Source organism: Aeromonas sp. MdU4 (assembly GCF_041929505.1).
In the GTDB taxonomy this organism is placed as follows: domain Bacteria; phylum Pseudomonadota; class Gammaproteobacteria; order Enterobacterales; family Aeromonadaceae; genus Aeromonas.
Window position 1 is genome coordinate 1 of sequence record NZ_JBHFMW010000020.1, and the last position, 21,333, is coordinate 21,333.

Below are 21,333 nucleotides of genomic sequence, written 5' to 3' on the forward strand. Positions count from 1 at the left end.
CCCCACCATCACCCCAATCAGTGGACCCACCCCTGCCCCCACGTTGAGCAGAAAGTAGCGCAGGTGCTGGGCCAGTTCCCGCGCCTCCTTCTCAGGCAGCAGATCCCCCATCAACGCCTTGCCCGGGATATCGATAAAGGCGTAGGAAAGGCCAGAGCCGAACACCCCCAAGGCGATAAGCCAGAGGGAGTGACCCAAGCCAAGCAGCAGATAAGCACCACACGACAAGAGACAGCCGAGCAGCAGTATGGCGCGTCTGCCGATCTTGTCGGAGAGCCACCCCACGTAGAAGCCGATAAGGCAGGAGAGCACAGCCGCCACCCCGAGCAGCATCCCGATACCGGAGGCGGAGAGGTCATACTCCCGATACAACAGGATGGAAAGGAAAGGCCAGACCATGAAAAAACTGGTTCGCACCATAAAAGTCCCCAGAATGACGATCCAGACCAGAAGGGGAAATTGCCTGAGGGTATTCCATGGCATAACAAAGCTCCGTGGCACCTGGGCCAGTTTATAAGTGATATAGAGGGGCAAACCGCACCAAAAAGAGTCTCAATAGGAGCAGCTCTTATCGCCAAGAGGAAACCATCTCCGGCATCTGGCAGGTCGCTATTACAGGAACGGAAGGTGCTCACACCACCTTGCCAGTCTCTTCCTTGTGTCGTGTACGATAACGGGAACCAGATTCATACAGCGAGAAGGTGACCACACAGAGTACGGCCATCAGCATATAGAGCCATGACCCACTCCACCGCTCGATGATCCAGCCCCCCAGCAGCGCTCCTGCCGCGCCCCCCAGCCCCGCCAGTGCACTGGCACCAAAGTAGCTGCCCTTGAGATGAGACGGTGCCATCTGGTCGATCAACACGTTGAGCAGTGGAAAGAGGATGGTCTCGCCGATACTGAGCAGCACCACGGCGGCAAACCAGTGGCTGCGCACATGTGGATCCCCTGCGGCAAACAACAACTGGGCCGCCAGAAAGAGTGCCATACCGATATGGAGCCGCACCCGCACCGGCCAACGCGATAACAACCGCAGCAACGGAAACTGCAGCAGCACCACAGTCAGCGCATTGGTCGCCACCAGCAGGGCGATCAACTCTGCCACCTGCGGCATACCGGCCCGGGTCAGATACTGCACCAGCGGTGAGTGAAACTGGGAGTAAATCAGCACCATCAAGAGGTTGGCCATCACCAGCAGCAGAAAAGCCCGATCTGCCAGCAATACCTTGATGGCATCCCGCAGCCCTGGCCCCGCCGCACCCGGCTTGCCACTGTGGCCAGCCTGGCGAAATCCCCAGCCAAAAGCCACTCCCAGCAACAGATAACTCACCACCAGAAACAGGAAGGTCTCCTGCTGGGCATTGATCCCCAGCGTCACCCCGAGCAACGGCCCCAGCGCAGCGCCAAGATTGAGCAGGAAATAACGCAGATGCAGTGCCAACTCTCGCGCCTTGGCCGAATCCAGACTGTCGGCCATCAACGCCTTGCCGGGAGCATCAATGAGCCCCGACGAGAGGCCACTCCCCATCACCCCGACCCCAAGCCACAACACGGTGTGGGAGAAGCCGAGCAGACCGAAACAGAGCATGGCGACCAGACAACCCGCCAGCAGAATATTGCGCCGCCCGAAACGATCAGATAGCCAACCGCCATAGAAGCTCACCAGCGTGGAGAGGGCCATCGAGCTCCCCAGCAGCAGGCCTATAAGACTCGCCGAGAGGGCGTACTCCCGATAGAGCAGAATGGAGAGAAACGGCCATACCATGTAGTAACTGGTACGCACCATAAAGGTACCCAAAATGACGGTCCAGACCAGCGGGGTAAATTGCCTGAAAGTGCTCCATGGCATCGGCATGCTCCGAGACCCGATGGGGCCAACAATAAATAAGGGGAAGCCTTCTGTTGTAACAGAGGGCTTCAATAGAAACAATGCTCGTTCGCCATTGAGACACAACGGGATGCAAAAAAGCCAGCCGGGTTACCCCGACTGGCCTCGCTCACGCGTATTACACCCGTTACGGGTAAATGTTCAGCGCCACGGGCTCTGTTGCCACAGACGACCCAGCCCGGCCTCCAGCGCCTGAGCACCCTGCTGTCCCAGCTTCTGGGTCAGGCTTTTGGGTTTGCGATAGCTGATACCGACCACCTTGTGGTGGCTGGCCTGTGCCAGCAGATAGTCATCGCTGGTACAGAGGGTATCCACCAGACCCAATCCCTTGGCCTGGCTCGCCAGCCAGTGCTCGCCGGTCGTGACCTGATCAATATCGAGTTGCGGTCTGTGCTCGGCTACGAACCCCTTGAACCGCTCGTGGATCGCCGCCAACTCCTCGCGAAACTTCTCACGGCCCAGATCGTCGTTCTCGCCAAACATGGTGATGGTGCGCTTGTATTGACCAGCGGTGTGCATCTCGAACTCAATGTCATGCTTTTTCAGCAGCTTGTTGAAGTTCGGCAACTGGGCAATGACCCCGATGGAGCCGACGATGGCAAAGGGAGCAGCCAGGATCTGATCTGCCACACACGCCATCATATAGCCGCCACTGGCAGCCACCTTGTCGATGGCCACGGTGAGCTTGATCCCCTTGTCGCGCAACCGCTGCAACTGGGAGGCCGCCAGGCCATAGCCATGTACCACGCCGCCACCGGATTCGAGGCGCAGCAGCACCTCGTCACCAGGTTGGGCCACGCCGATCACCGCGCTGACCTCTTCGCGCAGGGAGGCAACCTCTTTGGCATCCATGCTGCCGTTGAAATCGAGCACAAACAGGCGACTACGCTCATCACCCGCCTTGGCACGCTTTTTCTGCTCCTCTTTCTGCTGCTTTTCCAGCTGCTTGCGCTCCACCTTGCTGGCCAGCGTGCTCTTGAGCCGGAACTGCCCCTGCTCCAGCTCGCTCGAGAGATCGGTCACCACCAGCTCACCCTTGCGGGCCTTCGGCTGGCGGCTGCTGACGATCACCAGGATGATGGCGCCGATGGCCAGCAGGAAGGTCACGGTCTTGGCCAGAAACAGGCCATATTCGGTCAGAAATGTCACGATGGACTCCACAATGGATCGGTTTTCGTCACATTCTAGGGAGTTTGGCGTATGTGCGCAAAAAATCGCAGCCAGCGCCCGGAAAAACCAACCTGACCATCACAATCTCTCTATTTTCTTCACATTTTTCTTGCCGCTGGCTGGCCAAACTGGCGCACGGATCAGTACACTTGGCGCCGATTGCCATGCACTTATGGCCAGAATTTGTTAACAGGAGTTGTCATGCTCGATTATCAGGCACCAAGCGATCTGCTCAAGGATAAAGTCATTCTGGTCACCGGTGCTGGCGACGGGATCGGTCGTGAAGCCGCCCTCACCTACGCCGCCCACGGTGCCACCGTGATCCTGCTCGGCCGCACCAGCGCCAAACTCGAAGCCGTGTATGACCAGATTGAAGCGGCAGGTTATCCGCTGCCCGCCATCGTGCCGGTGGATCTTAAAGGGGCCACCGCCGCCCACTACCGCGGCATGGCCGACACCTTTGCTCAGCAGTTTGGCCGCCTCGACGGCGTGCTGTTCAACGCTGGTCTGCTCGGAACGCTCTCCCCGTTTGAACACATTCAGGAGAAGGAGTGGGACGAGGTGATGCAGGTCAACGTCAAATCGGAATTCCTGCTGACCCAGGCGCTGCTGCCACTCATTCGCCAGAACGCCAAGGAGCAGGGCGATGCCTCCATCGTCTATACCTCCTCCAGCGTGGGGCGCAAGGGGCGCGCCTACTGGGGTACTTATGCCATCTCCAAATTCGCCATCGAGGGGATGATGGAAGTGCTGGCCGACGAGCTGGAGAATACCGGCGTGCGGGTCAATACCCTCAACCCGGGTGGCACCCGTACCAAGATGCGGGCCAGCGCCTTCCCGGCGGAAGATCCCATGAACCTCAAGACCCCGGCCGATTTGATGCCGCTCTACCTTTACCTGATGGGGCCTGACAGCCGCGGCAAAACCGGTCAGACCTTTGTGGCCCAGCCAAAATAGACAAACGGCACAGCCAACAGAGGTAACTGGGGAGAGCCGACATAAACCGGAACGTGGCCCACCCCAAATAAATCAACAAAATAACCAGAGTATTGTGCGACAGGGGTTAAATTGAATAGGGAGCTGATGCTCCCTGTTCGAACCCCTGACCCCTATCTCCAATCAGGTTGAACTATGTTTCGTCCCAAAAGCACGTTTGAGCAATGGCGGATCTTTCAGGCGGTGGTCGACTGTGGCGGCTACGCCCAGGCGGCAGAAGCACTGAACAAGAGCCAGTCCTCCCTCAATCATGCGGTTGCGAAGTTACAGCAGAGTCTGGGGGTCCCCTTGCTGGAGGTGCGTGGCCGCAAGGCGGTGCTGACCCCGGCAGGAGAGATATTCCTCAAGCGGGCTCGCCAGTTGAGCCAGCAAGTAGAAGAGCTGGAGAATCTGGCCAACAACCTGGAGCGACAGTGGGAGCCGCAGATCAACCTCTATGTCTCGGCGTTGCAGCCAAGAGATCGTCTCTACCGGGCGCTGGCCCACTTCTATCCCCGCAGTCGGGGTTGCCGGGTTAACCTGCACGAACGCATTCACTGCCATTTCAACGCCCTGCAGCCGGGGGATCTGATGCTCTCCGAACACCTGCCCGGTGATCGCACCGGCCTGTTGCTGGACGAGGTGTGTCTGCTCCCCCTGTGTGCGGCAAGCCATCCGCTGGCAAAAGCAGGGAACGGGATCAGCAACGATAAGTTGGCCAGTTACAACCAGCTCAGCCTGCATCCCCCCATTCACCGCTCGGTGGACTGGAACGATGCGGATGACACCGGCTGGAAGGCCACCCACTATCACGAGGTAATTGCCATGCTGCACCTCGGCCTCGGCTATGCCTGGCTGCCACGCCATCTGGTGGCGCGGGATATGGCAGAGGGCTCGCTGGTACAGCTGGATCTGGAGAGCGGCAACGAGCGCCACCTCTATACCTATCTGCTGACCCTTTCCGCCGAAGCACTGGGCCCCGCGACCGAACTGCTGCTGCGCTGCCTGCGCAACGAGTATCAGGGCGAGCAGCCACAGTCCCGACCAGAGAAGTAACCCCCGTCAGACGTTGGGCACCCGCCAGCAGGCCGCCAGAGCCACCAGCGCCAAGACCAGCGCCACCATAAAGACCCCGTGGAAACTCCACACCTCGGCCACCACACCGGCAATCGCCCCCGCCATGATGGAGCCGGTGCGGATACTGTTGGCAAACAGGGTGGTCGCCACCCCTGCCCGCCCCGGCATCAGATCCTGGAAGTAGGACATGCCAATCCCCGCCACGATACCGATGAAGATGGCGTTGAACAGTTGCAGGGAGATCAGGGCGTATTGATCGGTGAGCGTCACCAGACCGGTGTAAAAAGCGGCTCCGGCCAGTACAGCCAGCAACATCATGGGGCGCTTGCCAAAGCGAGCCGTGTAGTAACCCGCCAGCAGCATGAAGGGGATCTCGAGAGCGGCCGCCGTCCCCATCAAGATACCGGCAAGCTTCTCGTCCATCCCCAGCTCACGGGTGATATAGAGCGGCATATTGATGAGATACATGCTGTTGCAGGTCCACATCAGGGTGGAGGCGATAAAGAGCGCCCGTACCGCCGGATCCCGCCAACTGCTGACCCGCTCAACCTCCTCGGCCAGGGTGGGTAGCGGCAGGGAAGGCAACCAGCGCCACACGACAAAGGCGCACAGCAAATAGGCTAGCGCGGAGGCGAGATACATCAGTTCGAAGCCATAGCCGATGGCCAGTGCGAAGGCGATGGGCGGGCCGATGACCCAGGCCAGCGAAAACTGGGCCCGCATCACCGAGCTGAACATATCCGCCCGCTTGTTGCGGATGTCGGAGTACTCCCGCGCCAGCGCAAACAGCTGGGGGCTGGCAGTGGCGGCCAGCGCCGCCAGCATGACCCCCAGACTTGCCAGCAGCCAGTAGTTGCGGTTCCAGGCAAACAGCAGCGAGAGTGCCACACCGGCAAAGCAGCAGCGCAGGATCAGCCGCTTGCGCTCCCCTTTATTGTCGGAGCGATGGCCCAGCCACTGGCTGACCAGAATGCCCACTACCGCGTTGATGGTATAGAAAAGCCCGACCAGAAAAGGGCGCACCTGCACCTCTTCGGCCAGAAACAGGCTCAAGGTTGGCACCTGCAGCGCAACCGCAACCCCGGTCATAAAGGTCACGGCCAAAAACGAAAGAGAAACAGGGTCCGGGCGTTTGATCGCCGTTATCGACAAGCTCATAGGGTTACCACTGATTGGGAGGGAAGTACGGGCCAACGCGCGGCAACCGTATAAAATAGCGGCATTTATCTTATGCCAATATCAAGATCAGGCTCAAGGATTGCATCAGGTGATATGAGAGGGCATGCGCCTTGCGAGGGAGGCCGCGACCCCGTAGAGTGAAAGCCCATTCGGCCAGCACAAGGAGTTCGCATGTTTGATTTTGATCGGGAAATAGACCGCAGTGGCACCATGAGCCTGAAATGGGACAAGTACAAGGGTCAGGACGTGCTGCCCATGTGGGTTGCTGATACCGACTTTGTCTCTCCACCATCCGTGATTGAGGCGCTCACCCAGCGGGTCGCCCACGGCATTTTCGGCTATTCACGCCCCTCGCCCCGCCTGATCGAACTCATTATCGAACGGATGGCTGCCCGCTATGGCTGGACCATCCAGCCGGAGTGGTTGGTCTTCCTGCCCGGCGTGGTGCCGGGGCTCAACCTCGCCTGCAAGGCGTGGAGTCAGCAAGGCCGCGGTATCATCACTCCCAAGCCTGTCTACTACCCCTTCCTGCTGGCCCCCGGTTTCAACGACCGCCCACTGCTTACCGTCCCCATGATTGAAAAAGAGGGGCGCTGGGTGCTGGATCTGGCAGAGCTGGAGCGGCAAGCCCCCTCGGCGGATCTGCTGCTGCTCTGCAACCCTCACAACCCGGGCGGCACCATCTTCACCCGTGACGAGCTGCTGGCCATAGACGCTATCGCCGCCCGCCACAATCTGGTGATCTGCTCCGATGAAATCCACTGCGATCTGCTGCTGGATAAAAACGCCCGCCACATCCCCTATGCCGCCATCAGTCCGGAAGCGGCCGAGCGCTGCGCAGTGATGATGGCCCCGAGCAAAACCTTCAATATTGCAGGTCTCTGCTGCTCCTTTGCCGTGGTGCCCAACGCCCGTCTGCGCTTCCGCTTGCAGCAGGCAATGCGTGGCATCAGCGCGGACGTTAACCTGCTGGGCTTCGTGGCCGCCGAAGCGGCCTACGAGGGTGGCGAACAGTGGCTTTGCGAGCAACTCGACTATCTGACGGCCAACCTGGCCCTGATCCAGCAAGCGGTTGCCCGTTGGCCCGGCGTCAAACTGGCCAGCCATCAGGCCACCTATCTCGCCTGGATCGATGTAAGCGCCCTTGATCTTGCCGATCCGGTCGCCTTCTTTGAACAGGCCGGGGTCGGCCTCTCAGCGGGGGCCCAGTTTGGCAATGGCCAGTTTGTGCGGCTCAACTTTGGCTGCACCCGGGCTCGCCTTGCCGAAGCACTGGCACGGATGGAGCGGGCGATCCTCAGCCACAGCAAGCCCTAACCAGACAACAGCGGGATGGGCAACTCCCATCCCTTTTACCCGGCGTCATCAGCCAGCGGTCAACCCAGGCAACGGTCAATTATGTCTCTACGGATTTTGCGTCACCTTCTGCTCCCTCTCTGTGCGCTATCTGCCCTGCACCCTGGCAGCAGCCAGGCACTGACCATAGGTACGGGCCCGCTTAATGGCGTCTACTACCCCACCGGAGGCGCCATCTGCCGGGTGCTCAATACCGACCATGCCCTGCATGGCGACAGCTGCACCGTCCAGAGTACCCGTGGCTCGATGGCCAATCTCAAGGCGTTGAACAAGGGCGAGGTACAGCTGGCGCTGGTGCAGTCCGATGTACTGCATCACACCCTGCATGGCACCGGCCCCTTCAGCGGGCAAGGGGCCAACCACCAGCTGCGCAGCCTGTTTCGTCTCTATCAGGAGTCGCTAACCCTGTTGGCCGCCCCCGATAGCGGCATCACTACGCTGGCGGATATCGAAGGGAAGCGGGTCTATCCGGGCAACCCCGGCACGGGTGAAAGGACCACCAGCCAGGCCCTGATGGCGGCCATGGGGTGGCAGCCCGGACAATTTAAAGCCTACCAGCTCAAATCACCCGCTACACCGCTGGAGGGACTGTGTGATGGCTCTCTGGATGCAGCCTTCGTCGTCGAGGGACACCCCAGCTTATCCATTGGCGATTTGATTAGCCGCTGCAAGGTACGCCTTATCCCCATCGAAGGGGAGCAGGTCGACAAGCTGCTCAAGCAACACCCCTACTATCAGCGCAGCCGCATCGCTGCCAACCTCTATCCGGGTCAACTCACCGCCATCAACAATATCGGGATGAGTGCCGAACTGGTGGCGCTGGCCAGCCTGCCGGACCCCATAGTGCGAACCGTGCGCGACACCCTGCTGGCCAGGGTCAAGCAGTTCAGTCGGTTGCATCCGGCCCTGAGCAAAGTGACTCCCGAGCAGTTACAAGCCCAAACCGAGCTGCCTCTGCATCCGGGCATGTCGGATCAGCCACCAGAGCCGTTGCCACTGACCCCCGAGCAGTTAACGCCGGAACAATTGACGCCAGAGCAGTTAGCTCCGGAGCCATCGACCTCAGATGCGGCACCAACAGCGGCGCAGGTGAGTGCCGCCACCGGGACGACAATACTTCCCGCAGCCCCCTCCGATGCCACCGCGACCAGCAGTGCGGCGATAACGCCAGAGGCAACCCCCTTACCCGAAGCCTCTCTTGAGGTCACCCCTGAGGTGATTGCGCCATCTACCGAGGTTGAGAGTGAGGCCAGCATAGCCCCCTCTGCCTCTTCCGCGGCGTCAACGGCTCCTGCACCATCGGCAGCACTCTCGACTCAATTGCCGCAGACCGCCTCTGCGGCCAGCGAGCCACAAGAGCAGAAGCCCCTCCCTGCCAGCAACGCGGCGACAGGCGAAACCCCACAGCAGGATAAAGCCGACACGGCTCTATTACCCGCCACCAGCGCAGCCACGCCGCTGCAACCCTGAGTGATCAGCACCAACAAATGCATCAGGGCAGCCTCGGCTGCCCTGATTGTTTACGTGCGTTCGATAGTGGCGCAACTGATGGTGGCGCAATCACCTTGATTGGCCTGCTCACCTTGCCACCCGGCTACGGCTCCAGCCCTCTGGTCAGATAGGGATTGGGTTTCTGGATCTCCTCCTCCACCCAGTGCAGCAACTGCTTGATAGCCCGCGACAGCACCTGATTCTGGCGCACTACATAACCCAGGCTGGTGCAGGGAAAATCGCTCAGGCTGGTGACCGGCGCGGTGAGATTGAGGCGCGGATGCAGGGAGAAATCCGGCACGATGGCAACGCCAAAGCCCGCCTCGGCCCAATCCAGCTGGGCATCGACACTGCCCACCTCCATGATGCGATAAGGGGGCAATGTCAACAGCGGCAGAGAAGGGTCGATGAGCGCCCGAGTGCGAGTGTCATGGCCCAGCAGGATCAGGGTCGGTTCGTCGAGGGGATCGCTCTCTCCCGCCACCGCCCGCGCCTGCCAGCGGGCGAGGCCATGACCGAGCGCACACCAGGTCACCTGCTGCAACTCGGTATAAAAGAGCGGCTCGCTGCGTTTTTGCGCCATCACGAAGCCCAGATCAGCCCTGCCCGCCTTGACCAGCTCTGCGGCCTGATCCGAAGTGGTGTTGAACAGAGTGAGATCGATGCCGGGGAACTCCCGCTTGAAGCGCTGAAACGGCTGGATCAGCAGCAGGCGCGAGATGATGTCGCTGGCGGCAATAGCCAGGGTGCCCTGACTGAGCTGGTTGAGTGCATTGAGATCGGACTGACAGAGCTGCAACTCGGCGATGGTGCGCTCGGCACTTTGCAGCAGCCGCTCCCCCGCCTGAGTCAGGCGAAACGGGCTGCGCTCGATCAGCCGCACCCGGGTCGCCTGCTCCAACCGCTTGATATGCAAGCTGACATTGGGCTGGGTCATGTGCAGCTCGGTGGCGGTCTGGCCAAAATGTTGCAATCTGGCCAGGGTGACAAAGGTTTGCAGCCAGTGAATATCCAGCATAAGAGTCCCTCAACCCGCTATTGGTGCGGGGCTGCACGGTAAAATCGGGCGACTTGTCGCTTAATTGGCCACGATTATATGTTTCTCTTATCGGAATTATAAAGATAATTAATTTTTCTAATCCGCAGCAGACTCCTAGGATGGACGCCTAACGTCTTAGGAGAAAGAGTCATGTCGTCTATCGTAGTCGTAGGTGCTAACTGGGGTGATGAAGGCAAAGGCCGCATCGTTGATTATCTGGCAGGTCAAGCTGGCGCCAGCATTCGCTTCCAGGGCGGCAACAACGCTGGCCACACCGTGGTCAACGATCTTGGCACCTTCAAGCTGCATCAGGTTCCGAGCGGTGTCTTCAACCCGGATTGCCTGGTTGTCCTCGGCCCGGGCATGGTGATCAGCCCCGAGAAACTGACCGTCGAACTGGATGAAGTCAAAGCCTCCGGCGTGACTCCGAAGCTGGCCATCTCTGACCGCGCAACCCTCTGCCTGCCGCTGCACGCACTGGAAGATACCCTGGAAGAACAACGTCTGGGTGACGGCGCCTATGGCTCCACCCGTCAGGGCATCGCTCCCGCCTACGGCGATCGCGTGATGAAGAAAGCGATCCTGGTCGGCTGGCTGAAACAGCCGGACGTGCTGGTCGAGCGCATCCAGTTCATGCTGGACTGGAAACTGCCGCAGATGAAGGCGCTGTATCCCTCCTTCGAATTCGCCCAGACTGCCCAGGAGATGGCCGACTGGCTGCTGGAAGTCTCTGCACCGTGGATCGACTCCGTTTGCAACGTCAGCATGCCGCTCAAAGCGCTGCAGGCTGAAGGCAAGACCCTGCTGTTCGAAGCGCAACTGGGTGCTGGCCGTGACCTGATCTATGGCGAATACCCCTGGGTCACCTCCTCTCACGTCTCTGGTGCCTACGCCGGCATCGGTGGCGGCCTGCCGGGCCTGCGTCCGGAGCGCATCATCGCTGTCGCCAAGGCGTTCAGCACCTCCGTCGGTACCGGCACCCTGCTGACTGCCATGGAAAATCAGGACGAATTCCGCAAGATCGCCAACGAGTTCGGCGCCACCACCGGTCGTCCCCGTGACGTAGGTTACTTTGATGCCGTTGCCACCAAGAACGGTGTCGAGCTGCAAGCGGCCAACGAAGTTGCCCTGACCAAGCTGGACTGCCTGACCGGTCTGCCGGATCTGAAAATCTGCGTGGCTTACGAAGGTGCCCACACCGAGAACCCGATTTGGCCGCAAACTGCCGGTCTGAAGCCGGTCTACGAAGTGATGGAGAGCTGGAGCGAAGACATCACTGGCTGCCGCACCTTCGAAGAGCTGCCGCGCGCTGCCCAGCAGTACGTGCTGCGCATCGAAGAGCTGCTCGGCGTACCGGTTCCGATGGTTTCCGTCGGCCCGGGCCGTGACGAGATGATCCTGCGCTAAGCCGCACCTCTCATCGTCAAACAAAAACCGGCATCAATGATGCCGGTTTTTTATTGCCCGCAATATAAAGAATCGCCAGATTGGCTGGTCAACCTCAAGTAAAACATTACTAAATATAAATCTTGTGTAACCTGATGTAACCCGGTGATCCCGCTCACATCACCCCCTCTTCATAGTGTGATCTCGCCCCAGCGCCGCCCATTCCCGATGCCATACAATGGCCAAGCAAACGCTTTCACTAAAAATACGCGTAATAAGCGCCTCTTTTTAACCTACAAAAATGGAATTGGAGCGAACATGTTTCGTAAAAGTTTACTTTCCCTTGCCCTTGGTACAGCCCTGTTTGGCCTGACCGCCTGTAATGACAACGAAAGCGATGCCACTACGGCAGCAAGGCCGGAACAGGCGATCCAGTACAAAGACGTGATCGACCGCCGGGGAACACCGACCCAATTCCGCGACTTTGACAGCTACTCCAACCTCAAATACAACCCGCTGCTCGATCTGGGCGCCTGGCACGGCTTCCTGCTGCCAGCCAGCGACAAGGAGTGGGGGGGATTCACCGGCCCCATGGTCATCTCGGAGGAGTACAGCCTCTTCTTCGCCAGCGAGTTGGACAAACTCACCCTGAGCGATGCGAACGGTCGGGCTTTCCCGCTCACCAGCGCCAACAAGCAGGAGGTGTACGCGATACCGGGCGCACTGGTACAGCGCTTCGAGTTCGAGCCGTTCACGCTGGAGCTGGAGCTGCGCTACGGCGATGCCCGCACGGCGCTTATCCGCACTCGGCTCGTCAACCAGACCGATGCGCCGCTCACCCTCAACCTCAACTGGCAAGGGGAACTGCTCAACCAGTGGGATACCAAGAGTACGATCGCCGATCAATATCCCGACTGGACCCGCACCATCAGCCAAAACGATCAGGGAGTCGAGTTTCAATTCGGCAAGCTGCGCAGTACCTGGAACATCATGCAGAGCGGCAGCGCTCGCTACCGCATCGAGCGGACCCTGCCAAGCCGCACCACCCTGGACGAAAAGGCACTGGGCTACCAAAGCGAAGCCACCATCCAGCTGGCGGCCAAGGGGAGCGAGGATATCTATACCCTGCAGAGCTACCTCCACTCCGCCGAGGATGCCAGCCGCTACCAGCAGAGCCGCCAGGCCCTGCTGGCCAACCCGGCGACCTACTTTGCCGACTCCGTACGCCGCTGGGAAGGCTACCTTGCCGATGGACTCTCCAATAAGGGGATCCCGGAATCGGAACGACGCATCGCGGTCAAAGCGATGGAGACCCTCAACGGCAACTGGCGCTCACCAGCGGGCGCCATTCTGCACGACGGGGTGACCCCTTCCAATACCGCTCGCTGGTTTGATGGCGTCTGGGCCTGGGACAGCTGGAAGCACGCCTACGCCATGGCTCATTTCAATCCGGAAGTGGCCAAAAACAACGTACGCGCCATGTATGACTATCAGATCCAGGCCGATGACCCGGTCCGTCCACAGGATGCTGGCATGGTGATCGATGCTGTCTTCTACAACAAGCAGGGGGATCGCGGTGGTGATGGCGGCAACTGGAACGAGCGCGACACCAAGCCGCCCCTCTCTGCCTGGGCTATCTGGGAGATCTACAGCGCCACCAAGGACAAGGCATTCATTGCCGAGATGTATCCCAAACTGCAGGCCTATCACGACTGGTGGTATCGGGCACGTGACAACAACCGCAACGGCATCATCGAATATGGCGCGACCAAGCACGTCGAACATAACGACGAGTACGGCAATATCACCTTCAAGGTGCAGTACGCCAACAGCACCCCGCCAGCCCTGACAAACACCTGCACCCCCGAGGCTAAAAGCTGGTTTGCTTGTAGCGGCATGTCGCTCTACCGGCAGGTATTGAGCGTTGGCGGCTACAGCGATATGGATATCGGTGCCCAGCACGGCGCAGGCTGGGAGTCCGGCATGGACAACGCCGCCCGCTTCGGCTTTATCGAACCGGGCCAGCTGCAACGCTATGCCGACAAGACCTATGGCGGAGATTTGGCCAAGGCGCGTCAGGACTGGAACGTCTTCTTCTTTGAAAACCATCAGGACAATGGCGATCTCATCGGCTTCTCCATCGATCAGGAGTCGGTGGAGCTGAACGCCTTCCTCGCCAAGGAGAAACGCATTCTGGCCGATATGGCCGACCTGCTTGGCAAATCGGACGAAGCGAGCCGCTACCGCGATGGCGCCACCCGGCTCGCTGGCTACATCAACAGCTGCATGTTTGATGAGGCCTCCGGCTTCTATTACGACCGTCAGATCGCCACAGGCGATGTGGCCGACAGCAACGGCTGCGTCGGCAAGTTGCTAACCGCCCGCGGTCGTGGTCCGGAAGGGTGGAGCCCGCTCTGGGCCGAGGTGGCGGATAAGGAGAAGGCGGCGCGGGTGCGCGAGGTGATGCTCAACGCTCAGGAGTTCAACACCAAAGTGCCACTCGGCACGGCGGCGCTGACCAACCCGGCCTACGACCCCGACATCTACTGGCGCGGCCGGGTCTGGCTGGATCAGTTCTACTTCGGGGTAAAGGGTCTGGAGAACTACGGCTATCGCAGCGATGCCCAGATGCTGGTCAACAAGCTGTTTGCCAACGCCGAGGGGCTGGCGGGCAGCGGCCCGATCCGCGAGAACTACAACCCGGAGAGCGGTGCCATGCAAGGAGCCAGCAACTTCAGCTGGAGCTCGGCACACCTCTACATGCTCTACCGCAATTTCCTCAAACCACAGGAATAAATCCAGGGCCAAGATGCAACAAGCCTTCAGCTGGACGCATCAGGTAACGTTGTATGAAGTCGGCATTCTGAGTGTCACTGCAATCGGCATTCAGAATGCGGCTTGTACGGCTATTTTTCCCTGAATATGATGGCCAAGCATCCACTCTTATTCCCCAAAAATGAATATTGCGGAGATAAAAAACAACCCGGCATACATGCCGGGTTGTTTTTATCAGATGGAAGCGACGCCAATCCTAGCCTTGCAGTGCCTGCTGCAACTCCTCTTCGGTCCAGATGGTGATGCCGAGCTCCTGCGCCTTGGTCAGCTTGGAGCCAGCGGCTTCCCCTGCGACCAGCACATCGGTCTTGGCCGATACCGAACCTGCCACCTTGGCCCCCAGCGCCTGCAGTGCCGCCTTGGCATCGTTGCGCGACAAGGTAGTGAGAGTACCGGTCAGCACGAAGGTCTTGCCGGCAAAGGGCTGATCGCTTGCCTCTTTCTTCTCGATGGCTGGCCAGTGAATACCGGCGGCCAGCAAGGCTTCCAGCACCTCCACGTTGTGGGGCTGACGCAGGAAGTAGTAGACATGCTTGGCTACCACATCCCCCACATCGGCCACCGTTAGCAGTTGCTCCACCGAAGCAGCGCGCAGGGCATCCAGGGTAAGAAAGTGATTGGCCAGATTGAGGGCGGTCGCCTCCCCCACTTCGCGGATCCCCAAGGCAAACAGGAAGCGCGGCAGGGTGGTGCTCCGGGCCGCATCGATGGCCGCCACCAGATTGAGGGCCGATTTTTGCCCCATCCGCTCAAGACCTGCCAGCTGGATGGCGTTGAGGCTGAACAGATCGGCAGGAGTCTTCACCAGTCCTTTGTCCACCAACTGTTCGACAATCTTGTCGCCAAGGCCATCCACATCCATGGCGCGACGGGCGGCAAAGTGCTTGATCGCCTCCTTGCGCTGCGCCTCGCAGAACAGGCCGCCGGAACAGCGGGCAACCGCTTCTCCCTCCAGTCGCTCGACGGCAGAGCCACAGACCGGACACTCGGTCGGAAAGAGGATCGCACGGGCATCGCTTGGGCGCTGCGCCTCCACCACGGCAACGATCTGCGGGATCACGTCACCGGCACGACGCACGATCACGGTATCGCCGATCATCACGCCGAGCCGTTCAATCTCGTCGGCATTGTGCAAGGTGGCGTTGGAGACGGTGACGCCGCCGACAAACACCGGCTTGAGCTTGGCCACCGGGGTCACGGCGCCGGTCCGACCGACCTGAAACTCAACGTTCTCAAGCTCCGTCATCTCCTCCTGAGCCGGGAACTTGTGAGCAGTCGCCCAGCGCGGCGCTCGGGCCACAAAGCCCAGCTCCTCTTGCAGCGCAATGGCATCCACCTTGTAAACCACACCGTCAATCTCATAGGGCAGCTCGCCACGGCGAGCCAGAATGTCATCGTGGTACGCCTGACAGCCAGCCGCCCCCTCTTTGAGCTTCACCTCAGGACTGAGCGGCAGCCCCCACGCTTTGAGCTGGTTGAGACGACCGAAATGGGAGTCACCCAACAGCTCGCCCCCCACGCCCACACCATAGGCGTAAAAGCTCAGGGGACGGCTGGCGGTGATGCGTGAATCGAGCTGACGCAGGCTGCCAGCGGCGGCATTGCGCGGGTTGACGAACACCTTCTCGCCTGCGGCCAGCGCCTTGGCGTTCATCGCTTCAAAACCGGCCTTGGGCATAAAGACTTCGCCACGCACCTCAAGCCGCTCGGGCCAGCCTGTGCCACGCAATGTGAGCGGAATGGCCTTTATGGTGCGCACGTTTTCAGTGATCTCCTCACCGGTGGCACCATCGCCCCGGGTGGCAGCCTGCACCAGCTGACCATCCACATAGAGCAGGCTCACCGCAAGACCATCGAGCTTGGGCTCGCAGCAGAAGGTGAAACGCACCTCACGCTTGAGGCGATCGCTCATCCGCTGTTCGAACGCCTGCAGCTCTTCGCTGCTAAAGACGTTGTCCAGACTGAGCATGGGGATCTCGTGGCGTACCTGACTAAAGGCAGTCAGCGGCTGGCCGCCGACCCGTACGCTGGGGGACGCTGAGGTTTTCAGCTCGGGGTGGTCAGCCTCCAGCGCGATCAGCTCGCGCATCAGGCGATCATATTCGGCATCCGGTACAGTCGGGTTATCCAGCACATAGTACTGATGTCCGTATTCGGTAAGCAGTTCACACAATTGACGGTGGCGGGAGAGGGTTTCGCTCATGAAAAAGTCTCGAAGTGTGATTGAAAATTCGGCCCGGGGTAGAAACAAAAATGCGGTACCAGGGTACCGCACTTTGATTCATTCGACCCGCATGGCGTATTAGTCGCGGCTGGCCTCGTAGGCTGCCAGCTCATGACGGTAACGGGCGATAGTCTCGTCGCTCAGCGGGCTGCGCTCCATATCGGTCAGCATCGCATCGAGATCGCTGGCCAGCTGATCGGCTGCCTGCAGCATGTCCTCGAAGGCAAACGCGGCATTGCTGCGCAGCGGCAACTGCATGAACAGGGAGACACCCGGCGTAGTAAACTGCTCCATCCGGTACGGGTTGAAGGTGCCCGGCTTGACCATGTTGATCATGGAGAAGAGCACTTCACCCTTGCCATTGGCATCTTCGTGCCGGTGGAAGATATCCATCTCGCCAAACTTGAAGCCCAGCGCCATCAGGGAAGAGAGCAGGGTCGCCCCTTGCAGCTCGTGGCCCGGACGGCCCATCAGGTTGATGACATAGACATCCTGCCAGATCTTCTCGACCGGCTGGGCAGCTGCGCGCGGCTCTTCGACGGGCGCTTCATAGACCGGCTCCTGGTAAGCAGGCTCTGGCACCACATGACGGGGCTGCGGCTGGTATTCCTGCTCGGCAGCACGCACCGGTTCGGCACGCACGCTTTCGCTGCGAGCAGCCTCGGGGCGGACACCGAATGTCGGTGCAGTCGCATAAGCGGGCTCGACCAATGGCTCCTCATCCAGCGACTGCATCATGGGCTCACGCTGGGGACGGGAACGGTAGACCGGGGTGCGACGATTGACCTGCGCAGGTTTACGCACCGGCGCGGCGGGTGCCTCGTCAATCTCCTCAGGCAGCGGTTCATCGAACGCTTCCTCTTCTTCATAGACAGGAGGCGGCGGGGGAACCGGACGGGCAGCAGGCTTGCGCACAACGGGTGGCGGCAGATCGTCCTCGTCATCTTCATCATCAAAGTCGGGCACAGCGGGGCGACGAGCAAGCTCCGGCTGGCGGCTCTCCTCGCTACGCAGCTTGGGCTCGGCACGACGGCCTGCACTGACCACACGCACCTGACCGATGCCATCGCTGTCGAAGGCATCGTTATCACGATCCCGCGACTTGGAGTCCATCCGTCCAATCGGTTTCTCTTTGATCGGTGCCTGACGATTCTTTCTGTTGCTCCACAACCCGTGAATGAGCAATGCCGCGATGGCAATACCGCCCAGGGCAACCAAGATGTAACGCAATTCCTGCATTAGCTGCTTCTCTTTCTAGTTTTGCTCAGCCAAAGCGACGGCTTCACCGATATCGACTGACACAATGCGCGAAACCCCAGGCTCTTGCATCGTGACGCCAACCAGCTGCTCAGCCATCTCCATGGAGACCTTATTATGACTGATGTAAACGAACTGTACTGTGCTCGACATCTCTTTGACAAGAGAACAGAAGCGACCGACGTTCACTTCATCGAGCGGTGCATCCACCTCATCCAGCAGGCAGAAAGGTGCCGGATTGAGTCTGAAGATGGCAAAAACCAGCGCAAGCGCAGTTAACGCCTTCTCCCCCCCGGAAAGCAGGGCAATGGTAGCATTCTTCTTACCCGGAGGTCTCGCCATGATGCTCACTCCGGCCTCCAAAAGATCATCGGAGGTAAGCTCAAGCCAGGCACTGCCCCCACCGAACACTTTTGGAAACAGGGATTTTAAATCTTCATTGACCTTATCGAAAGTATCCCGGAACCGTATTTGTGTCTCTTTATCAATTCTTTTAATGGCTTGGCTCAGGGTTTCCAGCGCTTGCTCGAGATCCTGACACTGATTTTCGAGATAAGTTGAGCGCGTTTTGGCCTCTTCGTACTCTTCCAGTGCTGCCAGGTTGATGGCACCGAGTGCCTCCACCTGCCCCTCCAGGGTCTGGATCTCCTGACGCAACTTGCCCCGATCAGCGGCAATAAGCACCGCCTGATCGAGATCCACCAGCCGAACTCCCAGCTCTTCGAACTGTTCGTGCAGCCCCTGTCGACGGGTGAGGTTGCGTTCGCGCTCAAGGCGCAGGGTCGCCAGCTTCTCTTGTATCTGCACCAGCTGTTTGTGATCGGCGCTTCTGGCCTGCTCCAATTCGCTTAACTGGCGCTCCAGTTCACTCAGTCGCTGATGACAGTCGAGCTGCTGCGCCTCCAGATGACGCTGCTCGGCCAGCAGTGGCGCCAGATCCGGCACCGCCTCGCTATCCGGCCCCTTGAGCCCGGCCAGCTCCAGTCCAAGTCTTGCCAGCTCCTCTTCACCCAGCGCAATCAGCTGGCGCAGATTGCCTTGCTCAAGTTGCAAACGCTGGCAGACCGCTTGTTGCTGCTCGCGGCGCAAACGTGCCTCGTCAACCGCCCGCTCGCAGCGGGTCACCCGCTCCTGAGCGACCTGCAACCCTTGTGTCAGCGGCTCCCCCTGCTCCTGCAACTCGGCAAGGCGCGCCTCATCGAGTTCCAGCTGTTCACGGGCACTGGCCAGCCGCTCTGCCTCTTCAGCCTGCTCCTGATCGAGCCGGATCAGCTCTTCGCCGAGCTGGCCGAGCCGCTGCAACCGCTCCTGCCGTTGCCCCTGTTGCAGGCTCCAGGCTTCACGCAGTTGTTGCCATTTCTGCTCTTGCTCGCGCAAGGTTCGCTGCGACAACTCCTGCGCAGTGGCAAGCTGGGCGCGCCGCGCATCGGCGGCGACAAGTTGCCCGCTCAGCTGTACCAGCCCTGCGGCCACCTTCTCCTGCTCGGTATGCAACCGCTCACGCTCACCGAGCAGCGCCATGGTGCCAAGCGCCGCCCCCTGTCCAATATCCGCCCAGTTCGGCCCCAACCAGTCGCCGGCAGGAGTCAGTACCGACTCACCGGCTGCAAGGCTCGGTTGGCGGGCCAATGCGGCCTCCCGGCTCTCGACCAGCCAGATGGCATTGAGGAAGGCAGGAATATGCTCGCCGCCCAGTTGCGCCGCCAGGGTACCGGCAACCGCCGGTTGCGCCGGGCCAATCCAGAGTCCCTCTTGCGCCAGATTGCACTCATCCGCCGGGGTCGCGGTGAGCCAGCGGCCCAGCACTTTATCGAGCGCCGGTGCCCACTCGGGGGCAACGTGCAGCCGATCGGCCAGGGTCGCCCCCTCCATCTGCTCCCCGAGGATCTGATCCAGGGTCGCCAGCCGCGCCTCCAGCTCCCGCTGCAGGCTCAACTGCTGGCCATGCTGCTGCTTGAGTTGTTCATGGGCGTCGACCGCCTGCGCCAACTGCTCGGCCAGCTCGCCATTGGCGGCCCGCGTCAGCTCCAGCTGACCGCTCAAATCATCGAGGGCCGGTTGCAGGTCATCGGCCTCTGCGCCGAGAGGGCCAGCGCGTTCATCCTCCAGCTTGAGACGGGCCAGCCGGGTCTTGGCTTGCAGCTCCTGCAGGCCGCCCAATCGGGTGCGGGTCTGGTTGAGCTGGCCCTGTAACCCGGCCAACTGTTGTTGCCACTGTTGCTGCTGCAGACGGGCCTGCTCCAACCCTTCACTGGCCTGCTGGCGAGCCTCCTGCTGTTCGGTGAGCAACTGCTCACACTGTTCCAGTCGGGCGCTCTCCTGTTCAGCGCGCAATACTCCTTCGGTCAGCTGATCCTGCTGGCTGGCCAACTGCGCCTTGCGAGTGGCGATCCGCTCGCCCAGCACCTGCGCACGGGCTTGCCAGTCGCGCCCCAGTTCACTCTGGTGCAGCTGTTGTTGCTCAAGGCGGGCGATGGCCTGGCCGCCGAGAAAAATCTGCTGCTGGCGGCTCGCCTGCTCGGCTTGCGCCTCCTGCCTGGCAACCGACAGGGTGACGTGGCGTCCCTCGTCGGCGGTGCGCTTGGCATCAAGTGCCGCCAGCGCCTGCTCGGTCTGTGCCAGTTCTGTTTTGGCCTCGCCGAGGCGCGTCTCCAGCGCCCACAATTCGGAGCCAATCAACTCGGCGCGAGCGGCGCGCGAACGACTCTTGAGCTGTTTGTAGCGCTCGGCCGTTTCAGCTTGGGATTTGAGGTGCTCGAGGCGCGAACCCAGCTCGCCGCGAATATCACCGAGGCGCTCCAGATTCTCCTGGGTGTGGCGAATGCGCTGCTCGGTCTCGCGGCGCCGCTCCTTGTAGCGGGAGACCCCGGCCGCCTCCTCCATAAAGAGCTTGAGATCGGCTGGGCGCGACTCCACCAGTCGGCTGACGGTGCCCTGTTCGATGATGGCGTAGCTGCGGGGGCCCAGGCCGGTACCGAGGAAGAGATCGGTGACATCCTTACGGCGGCACTTCTGGCCGTTGATTTGATAGTGGTTGGAGCCGTCGCGCAGCACTTCACGGCGCACCGAGATTTCGGTAAAGCGGCCGAACTCGCCGGGCACCCGGTTGTGGGGATTGTCGAACACCAGCTCGACCGAGGCACGCCCGTGCGCACTGCGGTTGATGGAGCCATTGAAGATGACATCGGTCATGTTCTCGCCGCGCAGATGGCGGGCAGAGCTCTCCCCCAGTACCCAGCGCACCGCGTCGATAACGTTGGATTTACCACAGCCATTTGGGCCCACCACGGCGGTCATGTCTGCCGACAGTTCGATGCGGGTCGGCTCGACGAACGACTTGAAGCCGGCGAGTTTGATCAGTTTCAGACGCATGGCGACCTGTATCAGTGGCTAAATAAAGAGGAGGCGGGCAGGTGACTTTACCAAATCCAGACCCGGCTTTGTTTGTAATAT

14 protein-coding genes are annotated in these 21,333 nt (G+C 60.4%); 6 read left to right on the forward strand and 8 right to left on the reverse strand.

Annotated elements, in window-relative coordinates:
- The 3 genes from ACE1BR_RS10105 to sohB all read right to left on the reverse strand — a co-directional run.
- On the reverse strand, positions 1–483 hold a 483-nt coding region (locus tag ACE1BR_RS10105), incomplete at its 3' end, for an MFS transporter (protein ID WP_374869881.1).
- Between the two features lie 148 nt (positions 484–631).
- On the reverse strand, positions 632–1,852 hold the full coding sequence (locus ACE1BR_RS10110) for an MFS transporter (RefSeq protein WP_374869883.1): 1,221 nt from the start codon (positions 1,850–1,852) through the stop codon (positions 632–634).
- A gap of 180 nt (positions 1,853–2,032) precedes the next feature.
- Positions 2,033–3,040, reverse strand: a complete 1,008-nt coding sequence (sohB, locus tag ACE1BR_RS10115; protein ID WP_374869884.1) for a protease SohB — start codon at positions 3,038–3,040, stop codon at positions 2,033–2,035.
- Positions 3,041–3,262: 222 nt separating this feature from the next.
- Between sohB and ACE1BR_RS10120 the strand changes: the two genes are divergently transcribed.
- Both ACE1BR_RS10120 and ACE1BR_RS10125 read left to right on the forward strand, forming a co-directional pair.
- Positions 3,263–4,018, forward strand: coding sequence for a YciK family oxidoreductase (locus ACE1BR_RS10120; RefSeq protein WP_374869886.1), 756 nt, complete (start codon positions 3,263–3,265; stop codon positions 4,016–4,018).
- 174 nt (positions 4,019–4,192) lie between these two features.
- Positions 4,193–5,092, forward strand: coding sequence for a LysR family transcriptional regulator (locus ACE1BR_RS10125; protein ID WP_374869888.1), 900 nt, complete (start codon positions 4,193–4,195; stop codon positions 5,090–5,092).
- Between the two features lie 6 nt (positions 5,093–5,098).
- Here the strand turns inward: ACE1BR_RS10125 and ACE1BR_RS10130 are convergent, their stop codons facing one another.
- Positions 5,099–6,271, reverse strand: a complete 1,173-nt coding sequence (locus ACE1BR_RS10130; RefSeq protein ID WP_374869890.1) for an MFS transporter — start codon at positions 6,269–6,271, stop codon at positions 5,099–5,101.
- Between the two features lie 192 nt (positions 6,272–6,463).
- Between ACE1BR_RS10130 and ACE1BR_RS10135 the strand changes: the two genes are divergently transcribed.
- On the forward strand, positions 6,464–7,609 hold the full coding sequence (locus ACE1BR_RS10135; protein WP_374869892.1) for a MalY/PatB family protein: 1,146 nt from the start codon (positions 6,464–6,466) through the stop codon (positions 7,607–7,609).
- A gap of 81 nt (positions 7,610–7,690) precedes the next feature.
- Positions 7,691–9,118: a TAXI family TRAP transporter solute-binding subunit gene (locus ACE1BR_RS10140; RefSeq protein ID WP_374869894.1), complete on the forward strand. Its 1,428-nt coding sequence runs from the start codon at positions 7,691–7,693 to the stop codon at positions 9,116–9,118.
- Between the two features lie 124 nt (positions 9,119–9,242).
- On the opposite strand, the gene ACE1BR_RS10145 is transcribed toward ACE1BR_RS10140, so the two are convergent.
- Positions 9,243–10,157, reverse strand: coding sequence for a LysR family transcriptional regulator (locus ACE1BR_RS10145; RefSeq protein WP_374869896.1), 915 nt, complete (start codon positions 10,155–10,157; stop codon positions 9,243–9,245).
- Between the two features lie 171 nt (positions 10,158–10,328).
- Between ACE1BR_RS10145 and ACE1BR_RS10150 the strand changes: the two genes are divergently transcribed.
- Positions 10,329–11,585: an adenylosuccinate synthetase gene (locus ACE1BR_RS10150; RefSeq protein ID WP_374869898.1), complete on the forward strand. Its 1,257-nt coding sequence runs from the start codon at positions 10,329–10,331 to the stop codon at positions 11,583–11,585.
- Positions 11,586–11,882: 297 nt separating this feature from the next.
- Entirely contained in the window at positions 11,883–14,360 is a 2,478-nt protein-coding gene (ygjK, locus tag ACE1BR_RS10155; protein WP_374869900.1) for an alpha-glucosidase, read from the forward strand.
- Positions 14,361–14,595: 235 nt separating this feature from the next.
- On the opposite strand, the gene ligA is transcribed toward ygjK, so the two are convergent.
- The 3 genes from ligA to ACE1BR_RS10170 all read right to left on the reverse strand — a co-directional run bounded on the left by ligA (position 14,596) and on the right by ACE1BR_RS10170 (position 21,252).
- Positions 14,596–16,602 carry an NAD-dependent DNA ligase LigA gene (gene ligA / locus ACE1BR_RS10160; RefSeq protein WP_374869902.1) on the reverse strand — a complete coding sequence of 669 codons (2,007 nt, stop codon included), beginning with the start codon at positions 16,600–16,602 and terminating at the stop codon, positions 14,596–14,598.
- A 99-nt stretch (positions 16,603–16,701) separates the two neighbouring features.
- The gene (gene zipA / locus ACE1BR_RS10165) at positions 16,702–17,862 is read right to left on the reverse strand and encodes a cell division protein ZipA (protein ID WP_374869903.1); all 1,161 of its coding nucleotides are present in this window, start codon (positions 17,860–17,862) and stop codon (positions 16,702–16,704) included.
- A gap of 15 nt (positions 17,863–17,877) precedes the next feature.
- Positions 17,878–21,252: an AAA family ATPase gene (locus tag ACE1BR_RS10170; RefSeq protein WP_374869905.1), complete on the reverse strand. Its 3,375-nt coding sequence runs from the start codon at positions 21,250–21,252 to the stop codon at positions 17,878–17,880.
- Positions 21,253–21,333 lie beyond the last annotated feature (81 nt).